The following is a 26,016-nucleotide window of genomic DNA, read 5'->3' on the forward strand; positions in this document are numbered from 1 at the left end:
GCCGCCGACGTCGAACGACCCATGGGGTCAGCGCAGACTCCGTACGTCGAGATGGCGCAGCACCCGGTCCACGATCTCCGGATCCGCCCCGGGCTCGCTGCGCGCGGCCAGCACCTCGTGCCGTGCCGCGCTGAGCATCTCGCCCTGGATCCGCCGCACCCGCTTCAGTCGGCGCACACGGTGTTCATGCGCCTCCCGCCGCTCCTCGTCCGCCATGTCGGGGCTGATCCGCACCCCGATGTCGAAGGCCCGCCGCAGCATCTGCTCGGACAGCTCCTCCGGCAGCTCCTCGACCTCCTCGATCTCCTTCAGCCGCCGCTTGGCCGCCTTGGCCGCCCGGACGGCGAGGGACTTCTCGAACTCCTTCTCCCGCTCCGTGTCGGCCTGCACCCCAAGCCGCTTCACCAGCCACGGCAGGGTCAGCCCCTGCAGCACCAGCGTCCCCATGATCACCCCGAAGGCGATGAACACGATCTCGTCCCGGTCGGGAAAGGCCGAACCGTCGTCGGTCCTCAGCGGAATCGCCAGCGCCAACGCGACCGAGGCCACTCCCCGCATCCCCGACCACCACATGACGACGGTCTCCCGCACACTCATCGGGATGTCCTCGTCGTAGTCCCGTCTCGCGTGCAGCCGCTTGGTGAGCCAGGTCGCCGGCAGCAGGTACACCAGGCGTACGACGACCACGACGGCCACGATCACGCCCGCCCAACCGAGCATCTCGCCCCATCGGCCGGACGCCGTGCGGATCGCGTTGTGCAGTTCGAGACCGATCAGCCCGAAGGCGACGCCCGTGACGAGCGTGTCGACGATGTCCCAGAACGCATGCCCGGTCAGCCGTGTCAGCACATCGTCGGCGTCGGTGGCGTACTCGGCGAGGAACAGGGCGGTCGTGAGCACGGCGAGCACACCGGAGCCGTGCAGCACCTCCGCGAGGACGTACGAGGCGTACGGCACGAGCAGTGTCATCCCGATCTGCAGGGTCGGGTCGCCCAGCAGATCCATGAGCCGGTTGGCGCCCCAGCCGAGCGCGAGCCCGACCGCCACGGCCACCACGGCGGAGAGCACCAGGTCGAGCGCGGCCCGTCCCGGGGTGAAGCTGCCGCTGACGGCGGCGGCGATCGCCACGTGGTACAGCACGATCGCCGTGACGTCGTTGAACAGGCCCTCGCCCTCCAGGATGGACACGAGCCGGCGCGGCAGCCCGAGCTGTCCGGCGACCGCGGTCGCGGCGACCGGGTCGGGCGGTGCGACGAGCGCGCCGAGCGCCACGGCGGCGGCGACGGGCAGCCCCGGCCCGATCGTGTGCGCGACGACGGCCACGCACACGGTGGTGACGAAGACCAGCGCCACCGCCAGCAGGAAGATCGGCCGCCGGTTCGCCGCGAACTGCCGCCAGGACGTGCGCCGCGCCGCCGCGTAGAGCAGCGGCGGGAGCAGCAGAGGCAGGATCAGCTCCGGCGGGACGTCGACGTTCGGCACGAAGTCGGCCACGGCGAGCACGATCCCGAAGAGGGTCATCAGCACCGGCGCCGGCAGTCCGAACCGGTCCCCGACCGGGACGCTCACCAGGGCCCCGAGCAACAGCACGAACAGCAGGGCCAACTGATCCACGGTCAGCACTCCGGGAAGGTCGACAGACGGGCAGCGGCTTTCAAGCCTGCCATGCCGCCGTCCCCGCGGGCGTTTTCGGGCTCGGCTACAGAGCGCGCCGCATCGCCCGGTGCGGGATGCCCGCCTCCGGGTACTCCGGCCCGTACGCCTCGTATCCGAGCCGCTCGTAGAACCCGAGGGCATGGGTCTGCGCGTGCAGATCCACCGCCGCGAGCCCACGCGCACGTGCCGCGTCCTCGATGGCCCGCACCAGGGCGATGCCGACGCCGAGCCCGCGGGCCTCCTTGGCGACGGCGAGCCGCCCGAGCGACCCCACCGTCAGGTCGCCGCCGACCTTGGCCGCGGCCGCCTCCCCGTGCAGCAGCCGCCCGGTGCCGAGCGGCACGCCGTCCTCCCGCACCGCCAGCACATGCACGGCCACGGCGTCGTACGCGTCGTACTCGATGTCCTCCGGGACACCCTGCTCGCCGACGAAGACCTCCTTGCGCACCGCGAAGCACGCCTGGCGGTCGGCGGGGTCCTCGGCGACGCGCACCACGTACGCGTGCGTGCTCATCCGTATGTCTCCGCGCGGACCTGGTCGAGGGCCTTCTGCAGGTCGGCGGGGTAGTCGCTGGCGAACTCCACCCACTGGCCGTCCCCTGGGTGCTCGAAGCCGAGGCGCACGGCGTGCAGCCACTGGCGGGTCAGATGCAGCCGCTTGGCGAGCGTCGGGTCCGCGCCGTAGGTCAGGTCGCCGACGCAGGGGTGGCGGTGGGCGGCCATGTGGACGCGGATCTGGTGGGTGCGGCCGGTCTCGAGCTTGACGTCGAGCAGCGAGGCCGCGCGGAAGGCCTCGATGAGGTCGTAGTGCGTGACCGAGGGCTTTCCGTCGGCCGTGACCGCCCACTTGTAGTCGTGGTTGGGGTGGCGGCCGATGGGTGCGTCGATGGTGCCGCTGGTGGGGTCGGGGTGGCCCTGGACGAGCGTGTGGTACCGCTTGTCGACCGTGCGCTCCTTGAACTGGCGCTTGAGCGAGGTGTACGCGCGCTCCGACTTGGCGACCACCATCAGGCCGGAGGTGCCGACGTCGAGGCGGTGCACGATGCCCTGGCGCTCGGCGGCACCGGAGGTGGAGATGCGGTAGCCGGCCGCGGCGAGGCCGCCGATGACGGTCGGTCCGCTCCAGCCGGGGCTCGGGTGGGCGGCAACACCGACCGGCTTGACGATCACGACCACGTCATCGTCGTCGTGCACGATCTCCATGCCCTCGACCGGCTCCGCGACGATCTGCACCGGCGCGGGCGCCTGCGGCATCTCGACCTCGAGCCAGGCTCCCCCGCTCACCCGCTCGGACTTGCCGACCACCGACCCGTCGACCGTGACCTTCCCCGCGGCGGCGAGCTCGGCCGCCTTGGTCCGGGAGAAGCCGAACATCCGGGAGATGGCGGCGTCGACGCGCTCGCCCTCCAGGCCGTCGGGCACGGGCAGGGTACGGATCTCGGGAATCGTGCTCACCCGACGAGTATGCCGGACACCACCGACAGCCCCCCAAACACGCCCCTCGGCCCCTGTGGATCAGTCCTTGTGGACGGTCCCGTCCGGGTCGAGCCCCTTGAACGACAGCAGCACGATCAGGATGCCGCCGCACACGATCGCCGAGTCCGCCAGATTGAAGACGGCGAAGCCCTTGGGCGAGATGAAGTCGACGACGCGGCCCTCGAAGACGCCCGGCGAGCGGAAGATCCGGTCGGTGAGGTTGCCGAGTGCACCGCCGAGCAGCAGGCCGAGCGCGACCGCCCAGGGCAGGCTGTAGAGCTTGCGGGCGAGCCGGGCGATCACCACGATCACGGCCGCCGCGATCACCGTGAAGATCACGGTGAAGGCCTCGCCGAAGCCGAAGGCCGCGCCCCCGTTGCGGATCGCCTCGAACTGCAGCCAGTCCCCGATGATCCGGATCGGCGCGTGGTGCTCCAGCTTGGCGACCACGATCATCTTGCTGATCAGGTCGAGGGCGTACGCGAACGTGGCGACCGCGAACAGCACGGCGATACGGCGCTTGCCCCTGGGGCGTGCGGTTTCGCCCTGTTCCGGCTCGGTCCCCGCCGCCTCTGGGGTGTCCGGCGTACCGATGATGCGCTCCGCCTCTGCCACGTGAGTCCTTCAACCTAGGTACCTGACTGAGGACGAGGGTACGACACGCGCGCGTACCGCCTCAGTACCGGCGTTCCTGCTTCTGCTTGCACTCCACGCACAGGGTGGCCCGCGGGAAGGCCTGCATCCGGGCCTTGCCGATGGGGTTGCCGCAGTTCTCGCACAGGCCGTAGGTGCCGGCGTCCAGCCGTACCAGGGCGCGCTCGGTCTGGGTGAGCATCTCGCGCGCGTTGGCCGCGAGGGCCAGCTCGTGCTCGCGCGTGATGTTCTTGGTGCCGGTGTCCGCCTGGTCGTCGCCCGCGCCGTCCCCCGAGTCCCGCATCAGACCGGCGACGGCGCTCTCGGACGAGCTGATCTCGTCACGCAGCCGCTCCATCTCGGACAGCAGCTCGGCACGCGCCTCCTCGACCTCCTCGGGGGTCCAGGGGTCCTCACCGGGGCGCACCGCAAGCTCGCCCGGCTCCGCCGCGGCGACCCGTGCCTTGGGTACGGCGGTCTTGGCCGCCGCGGCCGTGCCAGGAGTCTTCTTCGCAACCACCGTCGTGGCTCCCGTCTGCTCCGCGGCCTTGGCCGCGCCCGCCTTCTTGGCCGTGCTCTTCGTGCCGTCACGTTTCGCGACAGCGGTCTCCTTACCCGCCCGCCGCCCGCCGGCACCCTCGACCGCGCTCTTCGCCGCCGCGGCCTTCCTGCCCTTGCCGCCAGGTTCGGCGGTCGCGTCCGTGCCGACGGCTCTCCCGGCTGCGTCCCTCTTGCCTGCCGCTCTCTTCACAGCCGACTCCTTCACCGCCGCCCCCGCCTTCTTCGCTGCCGACTGCCCAGTACCCCGTTCAACACCTTCCCGAGCAGCACTTTCCCCGGCTACGGTCCTGCCCCCGCCCGCCTTCTCCGATACGAGCTCCTCGGAACCGCCCTCGGCAACACCGTCAGAAACGCCGGCCTTCTTGGCCGCCGCCTTACCACCACCGGCCCCCGCCCCCTCAGGACGGCCCCCCTCGACCACACCCTTCGCACCGACAGCCTTCTTTGCCGCCGCCCTACCACCAACGGCCCTCTTCGCACCCGCCCCCTCGCGACCGCCTTCCTCGGCCGCACCCTTCAGACCAGCAGCCTTCTTGGCCGCCTTACCACCACCGGCCTTGCCCGCAACCGCCTCACCACCCCCCGACCCCTCAGCACCGCCCTCCGCCGCAACACCCCCAGGAACCACGGCCTTCTTGCCCGCCGCCCCACCACCGGCCCTCTTCGCACCCGCCCCCTCGCGACCGCCTTCCTCGGCCGCACCCTTCAGACCAGCAGCCTTCTTGGCCGCCTTACCACCACCGGCCTTGCCCGCAACCGCCTCACCACCCCCCGACCCCTCAGCACCGCCCTCCTCGGCGGCGCCCTCAGGAACGCCGGCCTTCTTGACCGCCGCCTTACCACCGGCCTTCCCCCCAACCGCCCCACCGGCCCCCGCCCCCTCAGGACGGCCCCCCTCGACCACACCCTTCGCACCGGCAGCCTTCTTTGCCGCCGCCTTATCACGCACGGTCTTCCCGGCAACCGCCCCCTCAGCACCGCCCTCCGCCGCAACACCCCCAGGAACCACAGCCTTCTTGGTTGCCGCTTTCTTCGCTGCGGCCCTCACAACGGACCTCTTCGCCGCGGGCTTCCCTGTCGCCGCCTTCTTCGCCGTGCCCTTCTCCGCCGCGGGCTTCTCCGCCGCCGCGCGCCGCTCCACAGCGCCCTTTCCGGCCGCCGTCCCCTTGCCGCCCGCCGGCTTCTTTCCGGCGGCCGACCTCGCGGTGCCCGCCGGTCTCTCGGGTGCTTCCTCCTCGGCCGGTTTCTTCGAACGAGTCGTTCCGGAGGCGGTCGCCGTCTTGGCGGACTTCTTCCCGGGGGGCGGCTTGGCCGCAACCCCCCGCACCGTCTTCACCGGCTTCGCGGCCTGCTCCGTCACGGCCGCCCCGGCCGTCTTCCCCGCACGCGCCGGGGACCCTCCCCGCGCGCTCTTCTTGCCGGTCACATCCTTGGCCGCACCGCCGGAGGCCTGGGGGGACCCGTCGGACGCCGACTGCTGTACGGCGGTCTTCTTCGCCACCATGGCCGCGGCCCCTTCACATATTGTGATCTTGCACGCGAATCGTGCTGGGACGATAAATCGACTTCAGTCCCGCGGCAACGGGGCACACCGCCCGATTCGCCCGGCTCACGCACGCCGCTCCGCAAGCCTGCATGCGTTGTGCCCAGCTCCCCGCGGGGTAATCCGCCGGACCGCCCGTCCCAGAATCCGAACACGCGTACCGCTCCATTCGGGTCATCTCCGCACGTACGCCACCCCCCGCCCAAGGGCGCGCGAAAACCGGTCGGCCGCTGTCCGCGCGGCGCCGTACACTGGGCGGAGCGAAAAGCGTGGATGGGGACGAGTAGCGGCGTACGCAGCCCAGAGCGACCCGGGGACGGTGGAAGCCCGGGGGCGAGCGCGACGTGAAGATCACCCCGGAGCCGCCGGAAGAAAGCCGTAGCCGAAGGGCTGCGGCCGGTAGAACCGGCATCGCGACCCCAATGAGGGGGCTCACCGTTGCACGGCACGCACCGGAGAGCCAAGGAGGGTGGTACCGCGGGAGCGCGCCGAAACCGGCGTAGAGAAGGACACGGCTCTCGTCCCTCCGGACGGAAGGCAGCAAGTCCGCCGGAGGAAGCTCGCTGATGACATCGCCGACGTACCGCCAGGTGCCCGCCCAGGTCGACCTGCCCGCGCTCGAGCACGCCGTGCTCGACTTCTGGCGCGAGCAGAAGATCTTCGCCAAGACCCTGGAGCAGTCCGAGGGCCGCCCCGAGTGGGTCTTCTACGAGGGCCCGCCCACCGCCAACGGCATGCCGGGCGCCCACCACATCGAGGCGCGCGTCTTCAAGGACGTCTTCCCCCGCTTCCGCACCATGCGCGGCTACCACGTGGCCCGCAAGGCCGGCTGGGACTGCCACGGCCTCCCGGTGGAGCTGGCGGTCGAGAAGGAGCTCGGCTTCTCCGGCAAGAAGGACATCGAGGCGTACGGCATCGCCGAGTTCAACGCCAAGTGCCGCGAGTCCGTGACCCGCCACACCGACGCCTTCGAGGCCCTCACGACCCGCATGGGTTACTGGACCGACCTCAACGACCCCTACCGCACGATGGACCCCGAGTACATCGAGTCGGTCTGGTGGTCGCTGAAGGAGATCTTCAACAAGGGCCTGCTGGTCCAGGACCACCGCGTCGCCCCCTGGTGCCCCCGCTGCGGCACCGGCCTGTCGGACCACGAGCTGGCGCAGGGCTACGAGACGGTCGTCGACCCGTCCGTGTACGTCCGTTTCCCCCTCACCTCCGGTCCGCTCGCCGGCGAAGCCGCGCTCCTGGTGTGGACGACGACTCCCTGGACACTGGTCTCCAACACGGCCGTCGCCGCCCACCCCGAGGTCACCTATGTCGTCGCGACCGACGGCGAGGAGAAGCTCGTCGTCGCCGAGCCGCTCGTCGGCAAGGCGCTCGGCGAGGGCTGGGAGACCACGGGCCAGACCTTCACCGGCGCCGAAATGGAGCGCTGGACCTATCAACGACCGTTCGAGCTCGTCGAGTTCCCGGCAGAGGCGCATTTCGTCGTCAACGCCGAGTACGTCACGACCGAGGACGGTACGGGCCTGGTCCACCAGTCCCCCGCCTTCGGTGAGGAAGACCTCAAGGTCTGCCGCGCCTACGACCTGCCCGTGGTGAACCCCGTCCGCCCCGACGGCACCTTCGAGGAGGACGTCCCCCTGGTCGGCGGTGTCTTCTTCAAGAAGGCGGACGAACAGCTCACCGAGGACCTCCAGCAGCGCGGCCTCCTCTTCAAGCACATCCCCTACGAGCACAGCTACCCGCACTGCTGGCGCTGCCACACCGCGCTCCTCTACTACGCGCAGCCGTCCTGGTACATCCGCACCACGGCCGTCAAGGACCGCCTGCTGCAGGAGAACGAGAACACCAACTGGTTCCCCGACACGGTCAAGCACGGCCGGTACGGCGACTGGCTGAACAACAACATCGACTGGGCGCTGTCCCGCAACCGCTACTGGGGCACCCCACTGCCCATCTGGCGCTGCGAGGACGACCACCTCACCGTGGTCGGCTCCCGCGCGGAGCTCACCGAGCTGACCGGCACCGACCAGTCCGAACTCGATCCGCACCGCCCGTACATCGACGACGTCACCTTCGCCTGCCCCAAGTGCGCCAAGACGGCCACGCGCGTGCCGGAGGTCATCGACGCCTGGTACGACTCGGGTTCGATGCCGTTCGCGCAGTGGGGCTACCCGTACAAGAACAAGGAGCTGTTCGAGAGCCGCTACCCGGCGCAGTTCATCTCCGAGGCGATCGACCAGACCCGCGGCTGGTTCTACACGCTGATGGCCGTCGGCACGCTGGTCTTCGACAAGTCCAGCTACGAGAACGTCGTGTGCCTCGGCCACATCCTCGCCGAGGACGGCCGCAAGATGTCCAAGCACCTGGGCAACATCCTGCAGCCGATCCCGCTGATGGACCAGCACGGCGCGGACGCGGTGCGCTGGTTCATGGCGGCCGGCGGCTCCCCGTGGGCGGCACGCCGCGTGGGTCACGGCACCATCCAGGAGGTCGTCCGCAAGACGCTCCTCACGTACTGGAACACGGTCGCCTTCCAGGCCCTTTATGCCCGCACCTCCAACTGGGCGCCGAGCGAGGCCGATCCGGCTCCGGCGGACCGCCCGGTCCTGGACCGCTGGCTGCTGTCCGAACTCCACGCGCTGACCGACCAGGTGACCCAGTCCCTGGAGGCGTACGACACCCAGCGCGCCGGCAAGCTCCTGTCGGCGTTCGTCGACGACCTCTCCAACTGGTACGTCCGCCGCTCGCGCCGCCGCTTCTGGCAGGGCGACAAGGCGGCGCTGCGCACCCTGCACGAGGTGGTCGAGACGGTCACCAAGCTGATGGCCCCGCTGACCCCGTTCATCACCGAGCGGGTCTGGCAGGACCTGATCGTGCCGGTGACCCCGGGCGCCCCGGAGTCGGTGCACCTGACCTCCTGGCCGGAGGCGGACCTCTCCGCGATCGACCCGGAGCTGTCGAAGCAGATGGTGCTGGTGCGCCGGCTCGTCGAGCTGGGCCGGGCCACGCGCGCGGAGTCGGGCGTGAAGACCCGCCAGCCGCTGTCCCGTGCGCTCATCGCCGCGACCGGCTTCGACGCCCTCGACCGGGAGCTGTACACGCAGATCACGGAGGAGTTGAACGTCACATCCCTCGCGTCGCTCAGCGAGGTCGGCGGCAGCCTGGTCGACACGACCGCGAAGGCCAATTTCCGCGCCTTGGGCAAGCGCTTCGGCAAGCGGGTCCAGGAGGTGGCCAAGGCCGTCGCCGACGCGGACGCCGCCGCGCTGTCCCTGGCCCTGCGCGAGGGCACGGCCTCGGTCCAGGTCGACGGTGAGACGATCACCCTCGCCCCGGACGAGGTGATCATCACGGAGACCCCGCGCGAGGGCTGGTCGGTGGCCTCCGACTCGGGTGCCACGGTCGCCCTCGACCTGGAGATCACCGAGGAGCTGCGGCAGGCGGGCCTGGCCCGTGACGCGATCCGGCTGATCCAGGAGGCCCGCAAGAACAGCGGCCTCGACGTGGCCGACCGTATCGCCCTGCGCTGGACGTCCACGGACCCGGCGGTCATCGCGGCCCTCACCGAGCACGCGGCCCTGATCGCCGACGAGGTCCTGGCCACGGACTTCGGCCAGGGCGAGGCGGACGACTCCTACGGCGAGCCGTTCACCGACGAGGGCCTGTCCCTCACGTTCCGCCTGCGCAAGGCGTAAGCGAGCGCGCCGGGGTCCGGCTTCCCCACTCGGGGAAGCCGGACCCCGGCGCATGTCCGGCAGCAGAGCTCGAACATCGATCAACGCGCATAAAAGGGCGGGGCCCCGGATCGAGATCCGGGGCCCCGCCCTGTTGAACGCTGCCGACGCCTACGGCGTACTAATGGCCGTGGCGGCCGTCAGTTGTCGTCCTCGTCGATCAGGAACCCGCGCATGGGCGAGGGGGCCTGACCCATCGGCGACGGACCCTGCGGCCGCACCGGTGCCATCGGCTGGGTCATCGCCGGGGACATCTGCTGCTGGCCGCCGTAGGACGGAGCAGCGGGAGCCGGGGCGCCACCCATGGTCGGGTTGCCGCCGTACGACGGGGCGCTCGCACCGGCCGGTGCCATGGAAGGCGCCGGGGACGGCGGAAGCGACGCGGTCGCCGGGGTACGCGGCGGGGCCAGCGAGTCGTCGGCCTGGGTCTCCAGCTGACGCAGCTGGGACTCGAGGTACGACTTCAGGCGCGTACGGTACTCGCGCTCGAAGCCGCGCAGGTCCTCGACCTTGCGCTCCAGCGTGGCGCGGGCGGACTCCAGGGAGCCCATCGCGACGCGGTGCTTCTCCTGCGCGTCCCGCTCCAGCGCGTCGGCCTTGGCACGGGCGTCACGCTCGAGGCCCTCGGCGCGGCTGCGGGCCTCGCCGACGATCTTGTTGGCTTCGGAACGGGCCTCGGCGATCGCCTGGTCGGCGGTCTGCTGGGCCAGCGAGAGGACACGGGCGGCGCTGTCGCCACCGGGGCCCTGACCGGGGCCGCCCATCGGACCGCCCATGGGGCCGCCCATCGGACCACCCATCTGCTGCTGCATGGGAGGCTGGCCGCCCATCGGACCCTGACCCATGGGGCCCTGGCCCATCGGACCCTGACCCATCGGGCCGGGACCCTGGGGACCACCCTGACCGCCGGGACCGGCGGGCAGCTGCGGGGCACCGCTCGGCAGCTGGGGCGGACCACCCATGGGGCCACCCATCTGCTGCTGCGGCGGGCCCGATATGCCGGCGGGTACGGGAGCACCCGGACCGCGCATCCCCTGCGGAGGCATGCCCTGCTGCTGATCCTGCGGACCGGGACCGCCGGGACCCTCCGGGGGCTTGCGCATGTTCTGCTGGTTCTGAGCAGCAGCGCGCGTGGCCGCGGCCAGTTTGGCCCGCAGGTCCTCGTTCTCGCGGAGCAGGCGGGTCAGTTCGGCTTCGACCTCATCGAGGAAGGCATCGACCTCGTCCTCGTCATAGCCTTCTCGGAGGCGGACGGTCGTGAACTGCTTGTTCCGCACGTCCTCGGGGGTCAACGGCATCTCTTCACCTCAACGTAGTCGTCGGCATTCGGCAAGACGGTAGGTCACATCGCTCATCACAGCCGGCTCACGATCGAGATCAGGATGTAGACGATGATCATCAGTACGAAGAAGGACAGGTCGAGCGCCACGCCCCCGAGACGCAACGGCGGGATGAACCGCCGCAGAAGCTTGAGCGGTGGATCGGTGACAGTGTAGGTGGCCTCCAGAACGACCACCATCGCCTTGCCGGGTTGCCATGAGCGGGCGAACTGGAAGACGTAGTCCATGACCAACCGGAAGATGAGCACGATGAGGAAGCACATCAGCGCGATGTAGATGACATCCAGGACCACGCTCATTGCTGGTGCTTCCCTCTCCCCTGTTTCCGTGCTGCTGGGTACTGCTTTGTACTGCTGTTTCCGGTCGTGCGTCTCAGCTCTGGTTGAAGAACCCGCCCTCTGCGATGCGGGCCTTGTCCTCCGCCGTGACATCGACGTTAGCAGGAGACAACAGGAACACCTTCTGGGTCACCCGCTCGATGCTGCCGTGAAGACCAAACACCAAACCGGCCGCAAAGTCGACAAGTCGCTTCGCGTCTGTGTCATCCATCTCAGTCAGATTCATGATCACCGGGGTGCCCTCACGGAAGTGTTCCCCGATGGTACGGGCCTCGTTGTAGGTCCGCGGGTGAAGCGTGGTGATCCGGTAAGGCTCTCGTTCCGACACGACCTTGGGCATGATCACCGGTGCGTTCTTCTCCAGACTTGCGCGTTCTTGTGTGATGGACGCCACGGGCGCGATGCGCGCCGGACGGCCGGATTCCGCGGGGAGCGAAGCGGAACGTGCGACCGGCTCGCGCGCGGCGGGCGGTTGTACGATTCGCACCTCTTCATCCCTTTGGGACTGATGTGCTACGTGGGACTGGTGGGACGGCTCGTGCCTCCGATGGTCCCGTTCGGGTTCGGGGTCCAGTTCGGGCTCGAAGTCGTCATCGGGGTCGAATCCCCGGCCGTCGTACCCATCGTCCTCCACGAGGCCGAGGTAGACCGCCATCTTGCGCATCGCGCCGGCCATGCTCTGAGTCCTCCGCTCTGTGGTGGATCGGCTGACGACTGCCAAGTGCCCGCGATCCACGAGGTCGTTGCGCCCGCCTTCGGTGGCACTGACCATATTTTCTGCTGTGGTCCGACTTCCTGGCGACGTTACCCGAGCCTGGGGCGGACTCCGAGTACCGCGGTACCGACGCGTACATGTGTCGCTCCGGCGGCCACGGCCTGTTCGAGGTCCGCACTCATTCCTGCCGAGACCATGTTCGCAGCCGGATGAGCTCGGCGCAGGTCCGTCGACAAATCCATCAACCGCTCGAACGCGGCGAGTTCGCGCCCCGCGTAGGGACCGGTGAGCGGCGCGACGGTCATCAGACCGTCCAGCCGCAACCCCGGCGCCCCGGCGATCAGCTCGCCCAACTCCTCGACCCCGTCGGGCCCGACGCCACCGCGCTCCCCGCGACCGCTCTCGTCCGCGTCGAGCGCGACCTGGACCAGACAGCCGAGTTCGCGCTCCTGGCGCACCGCCTCCTTGGAGAGCGCCGTGACGAGCCGGGCGCGGTCGACGGACTGCACCAATCCGGCATAACCGACTACGGATCGCACCTTGTTGGTCTGCAATTGACCCACAAAATGCCAAGTCAGGGGCAGATCCGAGCAGGCCGCGGCCTTGGGTGCCGCATCCTGGTCACGGTTCTCGGCGACGTGCCGCACACCGAGTTCCGACAGAATCCGCACATCGCTCGCCGGATACGTCTTGGTGACCACGATCAGGGTCACCTCCTCGCGCTTGCGTCCGGCGGCCGTGCAGGCGGCGGCGATACGACGCTCCACCTTCGCCAGGTTTTCGGCGAGTTCGTCCTTACGGTCCCTCATGCCCCTCAGTCCAGCCAGACATATCCCGCGAGTCGCCCCGTGGTTCGATCGCGGCGGTACGAGAAGTGGTCGGCCGACTCGATCGTGCACACCGGCGACTGCTCCCGGTCGTGCACCCCGAGCCGCTCGAGCTGCGCGTGCACTCCGGCGGTCACATCCACCGCCGGCGTGCCCCAACTCGTCTCGGAGTACGCCGCCGGTTCGACGGCGGCCACCTCGGCGCGCATCGCCTCCGGCACCTCGTAGCAGCGGCCGCAGACGGCGGGTCCGGTGCGGGCGACGATCCGGCCCGGCTCGGCGCCGAGTTCCGTCATGGCCCGTACGGCGGCCGGGACGACCCCGGCGACCATCCCGGGCCGCCCCGCATGGGCCGCGGCGACGATCCCGGCGACCGGGTCGGCGAGCAGAACGGGCGTGCAGTCGGCGGTGAGGACGGCGAGGGCGAGACCGCGCCGCCCCGTGACGACGGCGTCGACCTCGGGGACCGGACGGTCCCCCCACGGGCCGTCGACCACCGCCACCTGAGCGCCGTGCACCTGGTTCATCCAGACCACACGAGCCGGTTCCAGACCAAGGGACTTGGCGGCCAGTTCGCGGTTGGTGCGTACGGCACCGGGGTCGTCGCCGACGGCTCCGCCGAGGTTGAGCTCCTCGTACGGAACGGCGCTCACCCCGCCCCACCGGTCGGTGAAGGCGAAGTGCGCGCCGTTCACGGTGCTCGTCGCGGAGCGCTGTCCTATCACTTCAGGAAGTCCGGCACGTCCAGTTCCTCGGCCGCGCTGTCCGCGTAGGACCGCGACGGCGGGACCGGCGGGGCGGCCGTGATGTCGCTCGCCGGCTCCGGTGCGGGCTCCGGGTCCTCCTTCGGCGTGACACTGCCGAGCGAGCCGAAGGACGGGCGGCTCTCGGGCTGCCGTACCGGAGTGGGCTCGTCGCGGCGGGCCGAGGCCGAGGACGAGCCCATGACGGTCTCCCGGCGGGCGGGAGGCTGGCCCCCGTCGAAGCCGGCCGCGATCACGGTGACCCGCACCTCGTCGCCGAGCGCGTCGTCGATGACCGCGCCGAAGATGATGTTGGCCTCGGGGTGGGCGGCCTCGCTGACCAGCTGGGCCGCCTCGTTGATCTCGAACAGACCGAGGTCGGAGCCGCCGGAGATGGAGAGCAGCACCCCGCGGGCGCCGTCGATGGAGGCCTCCAGGAGCGGCGAGGAGATCGCCATCTCGGCGGCGGCCACCGCGCGGTCGTCGCCGCGGGCCGAGCCGATGCCCATGAGGGCGGAACCGGCCTCGGACATCACGGACTTGACGTCGGCGAAGTCGAGGTTGATCAGACCGGGGGTGGTGATCAGGTCGGTGATGCCCTGCACACCGGAGAGCAGCACCTGGTCGGCCGACTTGAAGGCGTCGAGCACCGAGACCTGGCGGTCCGAGATGGACAGCAGCCGGTCGTTCGGGATGACGATGAGGGTGTCGACCTCTTCGCGCAGTTCGGCGATGCCGTCCTCGGCCTGGTTGGCGCGGCGCCGTCCCTCGAAAGTGAACGGGCGGGTGACCACACCGATGGTGAGGGCGCCCAGGGAACGGGCGATGTTGGCCACGACGGGCGCGCCGCCGGTGCCGGTGCCGCCGCCTTCACCGGCCGTCACGAAGACCATGTCGGCCCCCTTGAGGACCTCTTCGATCTCCTCGCGGTGATCCTCGGCGGCCTTGCGGCCGACGGCCGGGTTGGCTCCGGCGCCGAGTCCGCGGGTGAGTTCGCGGCCGACGTCGAGCTTGACGTCGGCGTCGCTCATCAACAGCGCCTGCGCGTCGGTGTTGATGGCGATGAACTCGACGCCCTTGAGACCGACCTCGATCATCCGGTTGATGGCATTGACACCACCGCCGCCGACACCGATGACTTTGATGACTGCGAGGTAGTTCTGCGGTGCTGCCACGTCGAAGGCCTCTCGCCTCGAGTTACGTGTCGCCGCTTCGCAGAGGATGCGATCCGGCGACTGATGCCGAATGGGACGGTCCGTTACGCCGACCCGAACCCTAACGTTGAAGTTTAGGGTTACCAGTGTGACTGTTCGCTGGAGTCTTCCGAACAGGACACTAAGTCGACAAGTGGCGCACGTTCAACGAACACGCCGAACCTCCCGTTTTTCTTTTCACCCTATGTGATCAGCCATAGCGCTGCCCAACCAGGGTGCTGGCCTGCGCTGATGTGCGTCAACTCCCCGATGACGCAGGGGCGGTGGGAACCGAGACGTCGAAGTGCCGCGCATCCGGCGCCGCTTTCATGAGTGCGGTGAGCGTACGGGCCTTCGCGGCACCCTTCTCACTGCTCCCCCACAGGACGTTCCGGCCGTCGCTCAACTCCAGTGAGATGTCGTCGTACGAGCGGACCTTGACGGCCTCGGTGGCGCGCGCGACGGCGGCCGGAATGGCGCGGGCCACGAGCGCCGCCTCCGCCACCAGGCGGTCCTCGCCGAAGCGCCGCAGGCTCGCGGCGGAGGACCGGGAGGAGGAGGTGCTCAATTCCAGTGCCGGAATGCCTTTCGGGGCTTCTGAAACCGTGGCGAAACGGACACCCTTGCGGTCCACTTCGACGAACTTTCCACCCTTTTGCACAATGAGAACCGGAGTACGCTCGCTCACTTTCAGCCCGATTCCGTGGGGCCAGGAACGGACCACGTCAACCGTGTCAATTCGGGGCAGTTTCCGCCGCAGTCGCGTCTCAATCGCATCGGTGTCGACGGAAATCATCGGCACCCCGACCGGAACCTGGGCGGCCTCGCGCACTTGCGCGGGCGTCAACACCCGGGTTCCGGAGATCGACACGCGCTCCACGCGCACCCATTGCGAGCCGTACAGCAGCCAGACCGTGCCCGCCCCGAGCAGGACGAGCAGCACGGCAAGGATGATGATCATACGAAGGCGGCGCAGCCTCAACCTCCGCGCCGGAGGCGGGCCGGACGACTCCTGCTGGCGTTCACCGCGCTCGGCGGTCGTCGGTCCGGCCACGCTTCCTGCCTTTCGTCACACGTGCCTAGTGGTGTGCACGCTTGGCGGCGATCGCCTCGTACACCATGCCGACGAGCAGGTCGTCGGCGTCCCGGCGGCCGAACTCGGCGGCGGCGCGGGACATCTCGTACAGCCGGTGCGGATCGGCGAGCACGGGCAGGACGTTGCCCCGTACCCAGTCGGGCGTCAGTTCCGCGTCGTCGACCAGCAGCCCGCCGCCGGCCTTGACCACCGGCTGGGCGTTCAGCCGCTGTTCGCCGTTGCCGATGGGCAGCGGGACGTAGGCGGCCGGGAGTCCGACGGCGGAGAGTTCGGCGACGGTCATCGCGCCCGCGCGGCAGAGCATCATGTCGGCCGCGGCGTACGCGAGGTCCATCCGGTCCAGGTAACTTACCGGGATATAGGGGGGCATTCCCGGCATCTGCTGCACCTGCGGCAGTTCGTTCTTCGGGCCTACCGCGTGCAGGATCTGGATGCCGGCCTGCTGCAGCCAGGGCGCGACCTGCTGGACGACCTCGTTGAGGCGGCGGGCGCCCTGCGAGCCGCCGGAGACCAGCAGCGTGGGCAGGTTGGGGTCGAGGCCGAACGCCGCGCGGGCCTCGGGGCGGGCGGCGGCCCGGTCGAGGGTGGCGATGGTGCGGCGCAGCGGGATGCCGATGTAGCGGGCGTCGCGCAGCTTGCTGTCCGGGGTGGAGACGGCGACCCTGGCGGCGTAGCGCGAGCCGATCTTGTTGGCGAGACCGGGGCGGGCGTTGGCCTCATGGATCACGATCGGCACGCCGAGGCGCTTGGCGGCGAGGTAGCCGGGCAGCGCGACATAGCCGCCGAAGCCGACGACGGCGTCCGCCTTGGTGCGCTCCAGGATCTGCTCGGTCGCCTTGATCGTGCCGCGCAGCCGGCCCGGGACGGTGATCAGCTCGGGCGTCGGCTTGCGCGGCAGCGGTACCGCCGGGATCAGCGCGAGCTCGTAGCCCCGCTGCGGAACGAGCGTGGTCTCAAGGCCCCGCTCCGTGCCCAGGGCCGTGATCCCCACGGTTGGGTCCTGCCTGCGCAGGGCGTCCGCGAGGGCGAGCGCGGGCTCGATGTGGCCGGCGGTCCCCCCACCGGCGAGTACGACATGCACCGAAATTCACCGCTCTCCGGACGAGCGCGCCGCCGAGGCACGCCGTCGCATCGTGTTCCATCTCCGAGGCCCCCGATCCCGCACGGCGCCTCCCGCCCGCTTTCTACCAAAGCGGGGTTGCCGCATGGAAAGCGCCGCCCGCGCAGCGGGCTCGTCACGCGCGAACGTGATCATCAGCCCGATGGCGAACATGGTCGGCAGCAGGGCGGATCCTCCGTAGGAGAACAGCGGGAGGGGGACGCCGGCGATCGGCAGCAGGCCGAGCACCGCACCGATGTTGATCACGGCCTGGGCCGTGATCCAGGTGGTCACGCCTCCCGCGGCATACCTGACGAAGGGGTCCTCCGTACGTCCGGCCACGCGGATACCCGCATAGCCTAGAGCCGCGAAGAGGGCGAGCACCGACAGCGTCCCCGCCAGGCCCAGTTCCTCACCGGTGACGGCGAAGATGAAGTCCGTGTGCGCTTCCGGGAGTTGCCCCCATTTTTCCACACTCGCACCGAGCCCGGATCCGAAGATTCCGCCTGATGCGAGGGCGTAGATGCCGTGCACGGCCTGCCAGCAGTCGGCGACCCCGGACTTCGGCTCGGTCGCGCCGATGCAGGCGAGCCGGGCCATGCGGTTGGGGCTGGTCTTGATGAGGATCACACCGATCGCGGCCGCGATCGACAGCACACCGACGAACAGCCGGGTGGGCGCACCGGCCAGCCACAGCAGGCCGAAGAGGATCGCCGTCAGGATGATCGCCGTACCCATGTCGCCGCCGAGCATGATCAGCCCGAGCAGCATGAAGGCGACCGGAACGAGCGGCACCAGCATGTGCTTCCACTGGGTGAGGAGCTTCTTGTCCTGCTTGCGGGCGAGCAGGTCCGCGCCCCACAGCACCAGCGCCAGCTTGCCGAACTCGCTGGGCTGGACCTGGAAGGAGCCGCCGAGCGAGATCCAGTTCTGGTTGCCGTTGACCGACATCCCTATCCCCGGCACCTGCACCAGCGCCATCAGGAAGACCGCACCCGCGAGAATCGGGTAGGCGAGCGCCCGGTGCAGCTTCACCGGCATGAGCGAGGCGATCAACAGCAGGACACCGCCGATGACGGCGGCGAGGAGCTGCTTGCGGAAGAAGTACGAGCCCGGCAGGGACATCTGCAGCGCCGTGATCTGGGAGGCCGAGTAGACCATCACCAGACCGAGCACGGTGATCAGCAGGCTCCCGCCCATGATCAGGTAGTAGGCGGTCAGCGGCCGGTCCCAGGCGCGCTTGGCGTTGAGGTAGAAGCGACGCAGCGGGTTCTCGCGGACCGGCCCGGCTGCGGCGGGCCGCCTGACGGCCCCCTGCACGGGCGGACGCCCGGTCCGGCTACCGGGCATCGGGGCCTCCGCCGTCCGTAGGGCCTGTCCGACGGATCAGCCCGGTGTCGAGGCCGGTCTGTGGCGATCCGCGCCGGCCGCCGCGGCAGCGGTTTATCGACGCGGCTGGGTCGCCCGGGAGCTGCACGCTGCCCATGACCCCGTCCGGGGCGGCTGCAAGACGCCGTTCCCCGCGGCCGCCCTGGTCCCAACGAAAGGACCTGGCCCTGAACGATCCCACGCGTCCCTCCCAAGGTCGCCCGGCTGCAGGCGGCCGGGTCAGGCGCCGAGTTCGCGGACCGCTTCTGCGAACGCGTCACCGCGCTTGTTGTAGTTGGCGAACATGTCCATCGAGGCGCAGGCCGGGGCCAGCAGCACCGTGTCGCCTGCGGCCGCGAGCCGCTGGGCCTCCCGGACAGCCGCGAGCATCGCCCCAGTGTCGGTCCGGTCGAGGTCGACGACGGGTACTTCGGGCGCGTGTCGCGCGAGGGCTTCACGGATGAGGGCGCGGTCCTTGCCGATGAGGACGACTCCGCGAAGTCGCTTTGCCGACTTGGCGACCAGCTCGTCGAAGGTCGCGCCCTTGGCGAGCCCGCCCGCGATCCACACGATGGACTCGTACGCCGCCAACGAGGCCTCGGCCGCATGCGTGTTGGTGGCCTTGGAGTCGTCGATGTACGCGACCCCGGACACGTCGGCCACATGCGCGATGCGGTGTGCGTCCGGGGTGAAGTTCCTGAGCCCGTCGCGTACGGCCGCGGCGGGCACCCCGAAGGCGCGCGCGAGCGCCGCCGCCGCAAGGGCGTTGGCGATGTTGTGCGGGGCCGGCGGGTTGACGTCGGAGACCTCGGCGAGCTCCTGGGCGTTCTTGTGCCGGTTCTCCACGAAGGCGCGGTCGACCAGGATGCCGTCCACGACACCGAGTTGGGAGGGGCCGGGCGTGCCGAGAGTGAAGCCGATGGCCCGGCAGCCCTCCTCGACGTCGGCCTCGCGCACCAGGTCCTCGGTGGCCTTGTCGGCGACGTTGTAGACGCAGGCGACGCGATTGCCCTCGTAGACACGGCCCTTGTCGGCGGCGTACGCCTCCATGGAGCCGTGCCAGTCGAGGTGGTCGGGAGCCAGGTTCAGGACGGCGGCGGAGTGGGCGCGCAGGGAGGGCGCCCAGTGGAGCTGGTAGCTGGACAGCTCCACGGCGAGGACGTCGTACTGCTCCTCGCCGAGCACGACGTCGAGGAGGGAGACGCCGATGTTGCCGACGGCCGCGGTGCGCAGCCCGGCGGCCTTCAGGATCGACGCCAGCATCTGGACGGTGGTGGTCTTGCCGTTGGTGCCGGTGACGGCGAGCCAGGGGGCCGCGTCGGGGCCCCGCAGGCGCCAGGCAAGTTCGACGTCGCCCCAGATGTCCACACCGGCCTCGCGGGCCGCGACGAACAGCGGCTTGTCCGGCTTCCAGCCCGGCGCGGTGACGATCAGCTCGGTGCCCTCCGGCAGGGTCGCCCCGTCACCCAGGCGCACGGTGATCCCCAGTGCCTCCAGCTCGGCGGCCTGCTCACGCGCGCGTGCGTCGTCGCCGTCGTTGACGACCGTGACGATCGCCCCGCGCGCGTGCAGCACCTTGGCCGCCGGGATACCGGAGACGCCGAGCCCGGCGACGGTGACGTGCTTGCCCTGCCAGTCGGTCACTTGTCCGCTGCCCATCCCGCGTAGAAGAGGCCCAGTCCGACGATCACACAGATGCCCTGGATGATCCAGAAGCGGACCACCACAAGGACCTCGGACCAGCCCTTGAGTTCGAAGTGGTGCTGGAGTGGCGCCATCCGGAAGACGCGCCTGCCGGTGAGGCGGAAGGAGCCGACCTGGATGACCACCGACATGGTGATGAGGACGAACAGGCCGCCCATGATGGCCACCAGCAGCTCCGTGCGGGAGAGGATGGCCAGACCCGTGAGGACACCGCCGAGCGCGAGCGAACCGGTGTCGCCCATGAAGATCTTGGCCGGCGAGGTGTTCCACCACAGGAAGCCGAGGCAGGCGCCCATCAGCGCGGAGGCGATGACCGCGAGGTCGAGCGGGTCGCGCACCTCGTAGCAGGCGTTGGGGTTGGTCAGGGTCTGCGCGTTGGCGCAGGACTCCTGGAACTGCCAGACGCCGATGAAGGTGTAGGCGCCGAAGACGAGGACGGAGGCGCCGGTCGCCAGACCGTCCAGACCGTCGGTCAGGTTCACGCCGTTCGACATGGCGAGGATCATGAACAGGGCCCAGACCACGAACAGCACCGGGCCGATCGACCAGCCGAAGTCCGTGATGAACGACAGCTTCGTGGAGGCCGGGGCGTTGCCGCGGGCGTCCTGGAACTGCAGGGCGAGCACCGCGAAGCTGATGCCGACGATCAGCTGTCCGGCCATCTTCGCCTTGGCCCTCAGGCCCAGCGAGCGCCGCTTGACGATCTTGATGTAGTCGTCGAGGAAGCCGACCAGGCCCATGCCGCACATCAGGCCGAGCACCAGCAGACCCGAGTAGCTCGGGGCGTAGCCGGTGATGACCTTGGAGAGGAAGTACGCGGCCACCGTCGCGAGGATGAAGGCGATGCCGCCCATGGTCGGCGTACCGCGCTTGCTGGCGTGCTCGCGCGGGCCGTCGTCCCGGATGTACTGGCCATAGCCCTTGCGGGCCAGCAGCTTGATCAGCAGCGGGGTGCCGACCAGCGTCAGGAAGAGGCCGATGACTCCCGAGAACAGGATCTGCTTCATCATCGGGCGGCAACCTCACCCTCGGCACCGGTCTCGAGCAGCGCCTGGGCGACGCTCTCGAGGCCGACCGAACGGGACGCCTTCACGAGTACGACGTCTCCCGGGCGCAACTCGCTGCGCAACAGGTCGACCGCCGCCTGTGCGTCGGACACGTGCACCGACTCCTCACCCCACGAACCCTCGTTATATGCGCCCAGTTGCAGCCAGGACGCTTCCCTGCCCCCGACCGCGACGAGCTTGCCGACATTGAGCCGGACGGCGAGCCGTCCGACCGCGTCGTGCTCGGCGAGCGCCTCGTCCCCGAGCTCGGCCATCTTGCCGAGCACCGCCCAGGTCCGCCGCCCGTTGCCCATGGCCGCGAGCGCGCGCAGGGCGGCTCGCATGGACTCGGGGTTCGCGTTGTAGGCGTCGTTGACGATGGTCACGCCGTCCGGTCGCTCGGTGACCTCCATGCGCCAGCGGGAGAGGGAGCCCGCCTCGGAGAGCGCGGTGGCGATCTCTTCCGCGGACATGCCCAGCTCATGGGCGACGGCGGCCGCGGCGAGCGCGTTCGACACGTGGTGCTCACCGTACAGGCGCATGGTCACATCGCTTGCACCGGAGGGTGTGTGGAGCGTGAAGGCAGGCTGTCCGCTGTCCGTGAGTCGCACGTTCTCGGCGCGTACGTCCGCTTCGTCGGCCTCTCCGAAGAGGAGCACCTTCGCCTTGGTACGGGACGCCATGGCCCGTACCAGGGGGTCGTCCGCGTTGAGGATCGCGGCTCCGTCCTCCGGAAGGGACTCCACCAGTTCGCCCTTGGCCTGCGCGATCTGCTCGCGGCCGCCGAACTCGCCGATGTGGGCGGTGCCGACGTTGAGGACGAGGCCGATCTTCGGGGGCGTCAGATCGGTGAGGTAGCGGATGTGGCCGATGCCGCGGGCGCCCATCTCCAGGACGAGGAACCTGGTCTCCTCGGTGGCGGACAGGGCGGTGAGGGGCAGCCCGATCTCGTTGTTGAGCGAGCCGGGCGTGAACACCGTCGGCGCCTTGCGCTGCAGGACCTGGGCGATCAGGTCCTTGGTGCTGGTCTTGCCCGCGGAGCCGGTGAGGGCGACGAGGGTCGCGCCGAGGCGTCGTACGACATGGCGGGCGAGGGCTCCGAGGGCGCTCTGGACGTCCTCGACGACGATCGCGGGCACGCCGACGGGGCGCGACGCCAGTACGGCGACCGCGCCCGCTTCGACGACCTGAGCTGCGAAGTCGTGGCCGTCGACCCGTTCGCCGACGAAGGCGGCGAAGAGGCTGCCGGGCTGTACCTCGCGGGAGTCCCGGACGACCGGAGCCGTGACCTGGACGGACGGATCCGGTATGTCGTGCGTCTGCCCGCCGACGACTTCTGCGATCTCGGCGAGAGAGAGGGCGATCACAAGTTCATCCCTGGGTCTTCTGGATGGCTTCTCGAAGCACCTGGCGGTCGTCGAAGGGACGGACCACCCCGGCGATGTCCTGGCCCTGCTCGTGGCCCTTGCCCGCGACCAGCACGGTGTCCCCGGGCCGTGCTCGGGCGACGGCTGCGGCGATCGCGGCGGCCCGGTCCTCGAAGACCTGGACCTCGCCGCGTTCGTGTGCTGGTACGGACGCCGCGCCCTCGAGCATGGTTGCAAGGATGGCGAGGGGGTCCTCGGAGCGGGGGTTGTCGGAGGTCAGTACGGCGGTGTCGGCGAGCCGGGCGACGGCGGCGCCCATCGGCGCGCGCTTGGTCCTGTCCCGGTCGCCGCCGCAGCCGAGCACGACGTGCAGCCTGCCCTCGGTGACCTTGCGCAGGGCGCGCAGCACCGATTCGACGGCGTCGGTCTTGTGGGCGTAGTCGACGACCGCGAGATACGGCTGTCCGGCGTCCACGCGCTCCAGGCGGCCCGGCACGCCCGGCACGGCGGCGATGCCGTCGGCGGCTGTCTGCGGGTCGAGACCCGCGGCGGCCAGGGCGACGATCGCGGCGAGGGTGTTGGCCACGTTGAAGCCGCCCGGCAGCGGCGCCTTGGCCTCGATCCGCTCGCCCTCGGGGCCGATCACGGTGAATGCCGAGTCCAGCGGGCCGACTTGGACGTCCTCGGCGCGCCAGTGGGCGTCGGGGTGGCCCTCGGCCGAGAAGGTCACGACGGGAACGGTGGCCTCGTCGATCAGCCTGCGGCCGTACTCGTCGTCGAAGTTGACGACGCCCAGTTTGCTGCGTTTCGGCGTGAACAGCTGTGCCTTGGCCCGGAAGTAGTCCTCCATGTCGGAGTGGAACTCCATGTGTTCCGGGCTGAGGTTGGTGAAGACGCCGATGTCGAAGACGCAGCCGTCGACCCGGCCGAGGACCAGCGCATGACTGGAGACCTCCATGGCGACCGCCTCGACGCCGCGTTCGCGCATGACGGCGAACAGGGCCTGCAGGTCGGTGGCTTCGGGGGTGGTGCGCTCGGACTTGATGCGCTCGTCGCCGATGCGCATCTCGACCGTGCCGATGAGACCGGTGTTGCTCTTGGTCCTCAGGCCGCCTTCGACGAGGTAGGCGGTGGTGGTCTTGCCGGAGGTGCCGGTGATGCCGATCTGGAGCAGATCGCGACCCGGGTGGCCGTAGATCGTGGCCGCCAGCTCGCCCATCCGCCCGCGCGGGTCGTCGACGACCAGGACCGGCAGACCGGTCGCGGCGGCGCGCTCGGCGCCGGTCGGGTCGGTCAGCACGGCGACCGCGCCGAGGCCGGCGGCCTGGGTGACGAAGTCGGCGCCGTGCAGGCGGGCGCCCGGGAGGGCGGCGTACAGGTCGCCGGGGCGGACCGCGCGCGAGTCATGGGTGATGCCCGTGACCTCGGCGGCGCTGTCCGGCGCGGTGGCACCCAGCTGATCGGCGAGTTCCGCGAGGGGTGTGGCGGAGACCTGCACCGGCCTGGGCGGCCCCGGGTATGTCACGGATGCGCCCTTCTGGGTGGTTTGGGACTGATCAGCGTGTGGCACGGCGGTGAGCGTACCGGGCGCACCCGCTCGGGAGCGAAGCGAGGGGGCGGGGGCGCCCGGGTTGCCGGAGTCGGGAGTGATCATGGTCACGGAGCGTTCCTGGCTGGTTGCGCTGATCAGAAGGTGACGGGCAGGTTCGCGGCCTGCGCACCCGTGGGCGGGACCTGGAGGGTCTTCAGTGCGAACTCCATCACCTCCTTGTAGATGGGTCCGCAGATCTGGCCGCCGAAGTAACTCCCGCTCGTGGCGTTCTGGATGGCGCAGTACACGGTGATGCGGGGGTTGTCCGCAGGTGCGAATCCGGCGAACGAGGAGGTGTAGCCGCGGTACTGGCCGGTGGCCGGATCCACACGGTTGGCCGTACCCGTCTTGCCCGCGACCCGGTAGCCGGGGATACGCGCCTTGTTGCCGGTTCCCTCCCGGTCGTCGACGACCGACTCCAGCATCTGGGCGAGGGTCCTCGCCGTCTTCGCGCTGACGACCCTTGTCTTCTCGGGCTTCGGGGTCGGGGTGAAGCGCCCGTCGGGTCCCTTGGTGCCGCGCACCAGCGTGGGCTGGATGCGGACGCCGCCGTTGGCGATGGTCGAGTAGACGGACGCCGCCTGCAGCGCGTTGATGGAGAAGCCCTGGCCGAAAGGAATCGTGTACTGCTGCGACGTCGACCACTTGGCGGGCGGAGCGAGGATGCCCTTGGTCTCGCCGGGCAGGCCGAGTCCGGTGTAGCTGCCGATGCCGAACTTCCGCAGGTACGAGTAGAGGACGTCGTTGGCCTGCTCCTGCGTCCTGCCCAGCTGGCCGGTGGCCAGGATGGTGCCGATGTTGCTGGACTTGGCGAGCACGCCGTTGAGCGTGAGGTTCCAGGTGTCGTGGTCGATGTCGTCCTTGAAGAGCCGGTCGCCGCGGTGCAGCCGGTTCGGCACGACGACATGCGTCAGCGGGGTGGCGACGTTCTCCTGGAGTACGGCCGCCATCGACATGATCTTGGCGGTGGAGCCGGGCTCGTAGGCGTCCTCGACGGCCCAGTTGTGCAGGGCGTTCGGGTTCGCCTTGGAGAGGTCGTTGGGGTCGAAGCCCGGCGCGTTGGCCATCGCCAGGATCTCGCCGGTGCGGGTGTCCTGCACTATCACGTACCCGCGGTCCGCCCCGGACTTCCTCACCTGCTGGCTGATCGCGTTCTGCGCTGCCCACTGGATGTCGCGGTCGAGGGTGAGCTCGACGTCGCTGCCGGGCACGGCGGGCGTCTCGGTGGAGCCCGCGGTGGGCACCAGCCGGCCGCCGGACTGGGCGTAGCGGATCTTGCCGTCCTTGCCGGCCAGTTCCTTGTTGAGCTCCTGCTCGACGCCTCCGCCGCCCTTGCCCTGGTCGTTGACCCAGCCCAGTATCCCGGCGGCGAGGTCCCCGTTGGGGTAGATCCGCTTGCTGCTGGGGTCGGCGAAGACGCCGGCGAGGACGTTGACCGTGGACTTGTCCTTCTCGCCCTTCGCGGTGAGCGCGGTCTTCAGGTCCTTGATCTGCTTCCAGACCTGCGGGGTCTGGCGGCGGGCGAGCAGGACGTAGCGCAGCTTCTTGTTCTTGGGGCGGAGCTTGTGGACGAGCGTGTCCTGGTCCATGCCGAGGATCGGCGCGAGGAGCGCTGCGGCCTGCTCGGGGCCGTCCCCGACCTTCAGCTGGTCACGGGTGAACATCGTGGGGTCGGCCGTGAGGTCGTAGGCGTCCACGCTGGTCGCGAGGGCCACGCCGTTGCGGTCGAGGATGCCGCCGCGCTCGGCGGTCAGGACATGGCCCACGTAGCGGTTCTGGTCGGCCTTGGCGGCGTAGGCGCTCGCATCGACGGCCTGCACCTGCAGCAGCCGTACGACGAAGGCGATCAGCACCAGGGTGAGCGCCAGGCTGACCATGCGCAGCCGGGGGCGGGGGCTGCCCAGCCGCAGGGCGGCCGAGGCCGCGGGGCGGCCCGGAGCCGGGCGGCGGGCGGGGCGGGCGCCTGAGCCCGGGCGC

The 26,016-nt window shown here is 70.1% G+C and carries 20 protein-coding genes; 1 reads left to right on the forward strand and 19 read right to left on the reverse strand.

Annotation, left to right across the window (positions count from 1 at the left end):
- Nucleotides 1-27 precede the first annotated feature (27 nt).
- From ABD355_RS30675 to ABD355_RS44745, 5 genes are all read right to left on the reverse strand, one after another.
- The gene (locus tag ABD355_RS30675; RefSeq protein ID WP_344404081.1) at nucleotides 28-1,614 is read right to left on the reverse strand and encodes a Na+/H+ antiporter; all 1,587 of its coding nucleotides are present in this window, start codon (nucleotides 1,612-1,614) and stop codon (nucleotides 28-30) included.
- An 85-nt stretch (nucleotides 1,615-1,699) separates the two neighbouring features.
- Nucleotides 1,700-2,170 carry a GNAT family N-acetyltransferase gene (locus tag ABD355_RS30680; RefSeq protein WP_344404054.1) on the reverse strand — a complete coding sequence of 157 codons (471 nt, stop codon included), beginning with the start codon at nucleotides 2,168-2,170 and terminating at the stop codon, nucleotides 1,700-1,702.
- On the reverse strand, nucleotides 2,167-3,111 hold the full coding sequence (locus tag ABD355_RS30685) for an RluA family pseudouridine synthase (RefSeq protein ID WP_344404055.1): 945 nt from the start codon (nucleotides 3,109-3,111) through the stop codon (nucleotides 2,167-2,169). Before ABD355_RS30685 ends, ABD355_RS30680 begins: the two co-directional genes overlap by 4 nt.
- Before the next feature lie 60 nt (nucleotides 3,112-3,171).
- Nucleotides 3,172-3,747 carry a signal peptidase II gene (gene lspA, locus ABD355_RS30690; RefSeq protein WP_344404057.1) on the reverse strand — a complete coding sequence of 192 codons (576 nt, stop codon included), beginning with the start codon at nucleotides 3,745-3,747 and terminating at the stop codon, nucleotides 3,172-3,174.
- A gap of 61 nt (nucleotides 3,748-3,808) precedes the next feature.
- A complete protein-coding gene (locus ABD355_RS44745) occupies nucleotides 3,809-5,752 on the reverse strand; it encodes a TraR/DksA family transcriptional regulator (RefSeq protein WP_425585806.1) in 1,944 nt (647 codons plus the stop codon).
- Nucleotides 5,753-6,435: 683 nt separating this feature from the next.
- On the opposite strand from ABD355_RS44745, the gene ileS reads away from it, so the two are divergent.
- A complete protein-coding gene (gene ileS / locus ABD355_RS30700; protein WP_344404058.1) occupies nucleotides 6,436-9,573 on the forward strand; it encodes an isoleucine--tRNA ligase in 3,138 nt (1,045 codons plus the stop codon).
- Nucleotides 9,574-9,752: 179 nt separating this feature from the next.
- On the opposite strand, the gene ABD355_RS30705 is transcribed toward ileS, so the two are convergent.
- The 14 genes from ABD355_RS30705 to ABD355_RS30770 all read right to left on the reverse strand — a co-directional run.
- Entirely contained in the window at nucleotides 9,753-10,910 is a 1,158-nt protein-coding gene (locus tag ABD355_RS30705) for a DivIVA domain-containing protein (protein ID WP_344404059.1), read from the reverse strand.
- 56 nt (nucleotides 10,911-10,966) lie between these two features.
- Nucleotides 10,967-11,251 carry a YggT family protein gene (locus tag ABD355_RS30710; protein ID WP_016435858.1) on the reverse strand — a complete coding sequence of 95 codons (285 nt, stop codon included), beginning with the start codon at nucleotides 11,249-11,251 and terminating at the stop codon, nucleotides 10,967-10,969.
- A 73-nt stretch (nucleotides 11,252-11,324) separates the two neighbouring features.
- Nucleotides 11,325-11,966 (reverse strand): cell division protein SepF, encoded by a 642-nt coding sequence (locus tag ABD355_RS30715; protein WP_115908675.1) that lies wholly within the window; start codon nucleotides 11,964-11,966, stop codon nucleotides 11,325-11,327.
- A gap of 128 nt (nucleotides 11,967-12,094) precedes the next feature.
- The gene (locus ABD355_RS30720; RefSeq protein ID WP_344404061.1) at nucleotides 12,095-12,814 is read right to left on the reverse strand and encodes a YggS family pyridoxal phosphate-dependent enzyme; all 720 of its coding nucleotides are present in this window, start codon (nucleotides 12,812-12,814) and stop codon (nucleotides 12,095-12,097) included.
- A gap of 5 nt (nucleotides 12,815-12,819) precedes the next feature.
- A complete protein-coding gene (gene pgeF / locus ABD355_RS30725; RefSeq protein ID WP_344404062.1) occupies nucleotides 12,820-13,557 on the reverse strand; it encodes a peptidoglycan editing factor PgeF in 738 nt (245 codons plus the stop codon).
- Complete coding sequence (gene ftsZ, locus ABD355_RS30730) at nucleotides 13,554-14,750, reverse strand: cell division protein FtsZ (protein WP_344404063.1); 1,197 nt, start codon at nucleotides 14,748-14,750, stop codon at nucleotides 13,554-13,556. Before ftsZ ends, pgeF begins: the two co-directional genes overlap by 4 nt.
- A gap of 277 nt (nucleotides 14,751-15,027) precedes the next feature.
- On the reverse strand, nucleotides 15,028-15,822 hold the full coding sequence (locus ABD355_RS30735) for a cell division protein FtsQ/DivIB (RefSeq protein ID WP_344404064.1): 795 nt from the start codon (nucleotides 15,820-15,822) through the stop codon (nucleotides 15,028-15,030).
- 25 nt (nucleotides 15,823-15,847) lie between these two features.
- Nucleotides 15,848-16,945, reverse strand: a complete 1,098-nt coding sequence (gene murG, locus ABD355_RS30740) for an undecaprenyldiphospho-muramoylpentapeptide beta-N-acetylglucosaminyltransferase (RefSeq protein ID WP_115908670.1) — start codon at nucleotides 16,943-16,945, stop codon at nucleotides 15,848-15,850.
- A gap of 6 nt (nucleotides 16,946-16,951) precedes the next feature.
- A complete protein-coding gene (gene ftsW, locus ABD355_RS30745) occupies nucleotides 16,952-18,313 on the reverse strand; it encodes a putative lipid II flippase FtsW (protein ID WP_344404065.1) in 1,362 nt (453 codons plus the stop codon).
- A gap of 258 nt (nucleotides 18,314-18,571) precedes the next feature.
- Complete coding sequence (murD, locus tag ABD355_RS30750) at nucleotides 18,572-19,990, reverse strand: UDP-N-acetylmuramoyl-L-alanine--D-glutamate ligase (protein WP_344404066.1); 1,419 nt, start codon at nucleotides 19,988-19,990, stop codon at nucleotides 18,572-18,574.
- A complete protein-coding gene (gene mraY / locus ABD355_RS30755) occupies nucleotides 19,972-21,045 on the reverse strand; it encodes a phospho-N-acetylmuramoyl-pentapeptide-transferase (protein ID WP_344404067.1) in 1,074 nt (357 codons plus the stop codon). The genes murD and mraY overlap by 19 nt, the downstream gene beginning before the upstream one ends.
- Nucleotides 21,042-22,448, reverse strand: a complete 1,407-nt coding sequence (locus ABD355_RS30760) for a UDP-N-acetylmuramoyl-tripeptide--D-alanyl-D-alanine ligase (protein WP_344404068.1) — start codon at nucleotides 22,446-22,448, stop codon at nucleotides 21,042-21,044. The genes mraY and ABD355_RS30760 overlap by 4 nt, the downstream gene beginning before the upstream one ends.
- A gap of 4 nt (nucleotides 22,449-22,452) precedes the next feature.
- A complete protein-coding gene (locus ABD355_RS30765) occupies nucleotides 22,453-23,973 on the reverse strand; it encodes a UDP-N-acetylmuramoyl-L-alanyl-D-glutamate--2,6-diaminopimelate ligase (protein ID WP_344404083.1) in 1,521 nt (506 codons plus the stop codon).
- A 161-nt stretch (nucleotides 23,974-24,134) separates the two neighbouring features.
- Nucleotides 24,135-26,016, reverse strand: a 1,882-nt coding sequence (locus ABD355_RS30770; protein ID WP_344404070.1) for a peptidoglycan D,D-transpeptidase FtsI family protein, incomplete at its 5' end; no start/stop codon positions are given.

The organism is Streptomyces longisporus, assembly GCF_039532765.1.
Taxonomy (GTDB): domain Bacteria; phylum Actinomycetota; class Actinomycetes; order Streptomycetales; family Streptomycetaceae; genus Streptomyces; species Streptomyces longisporus.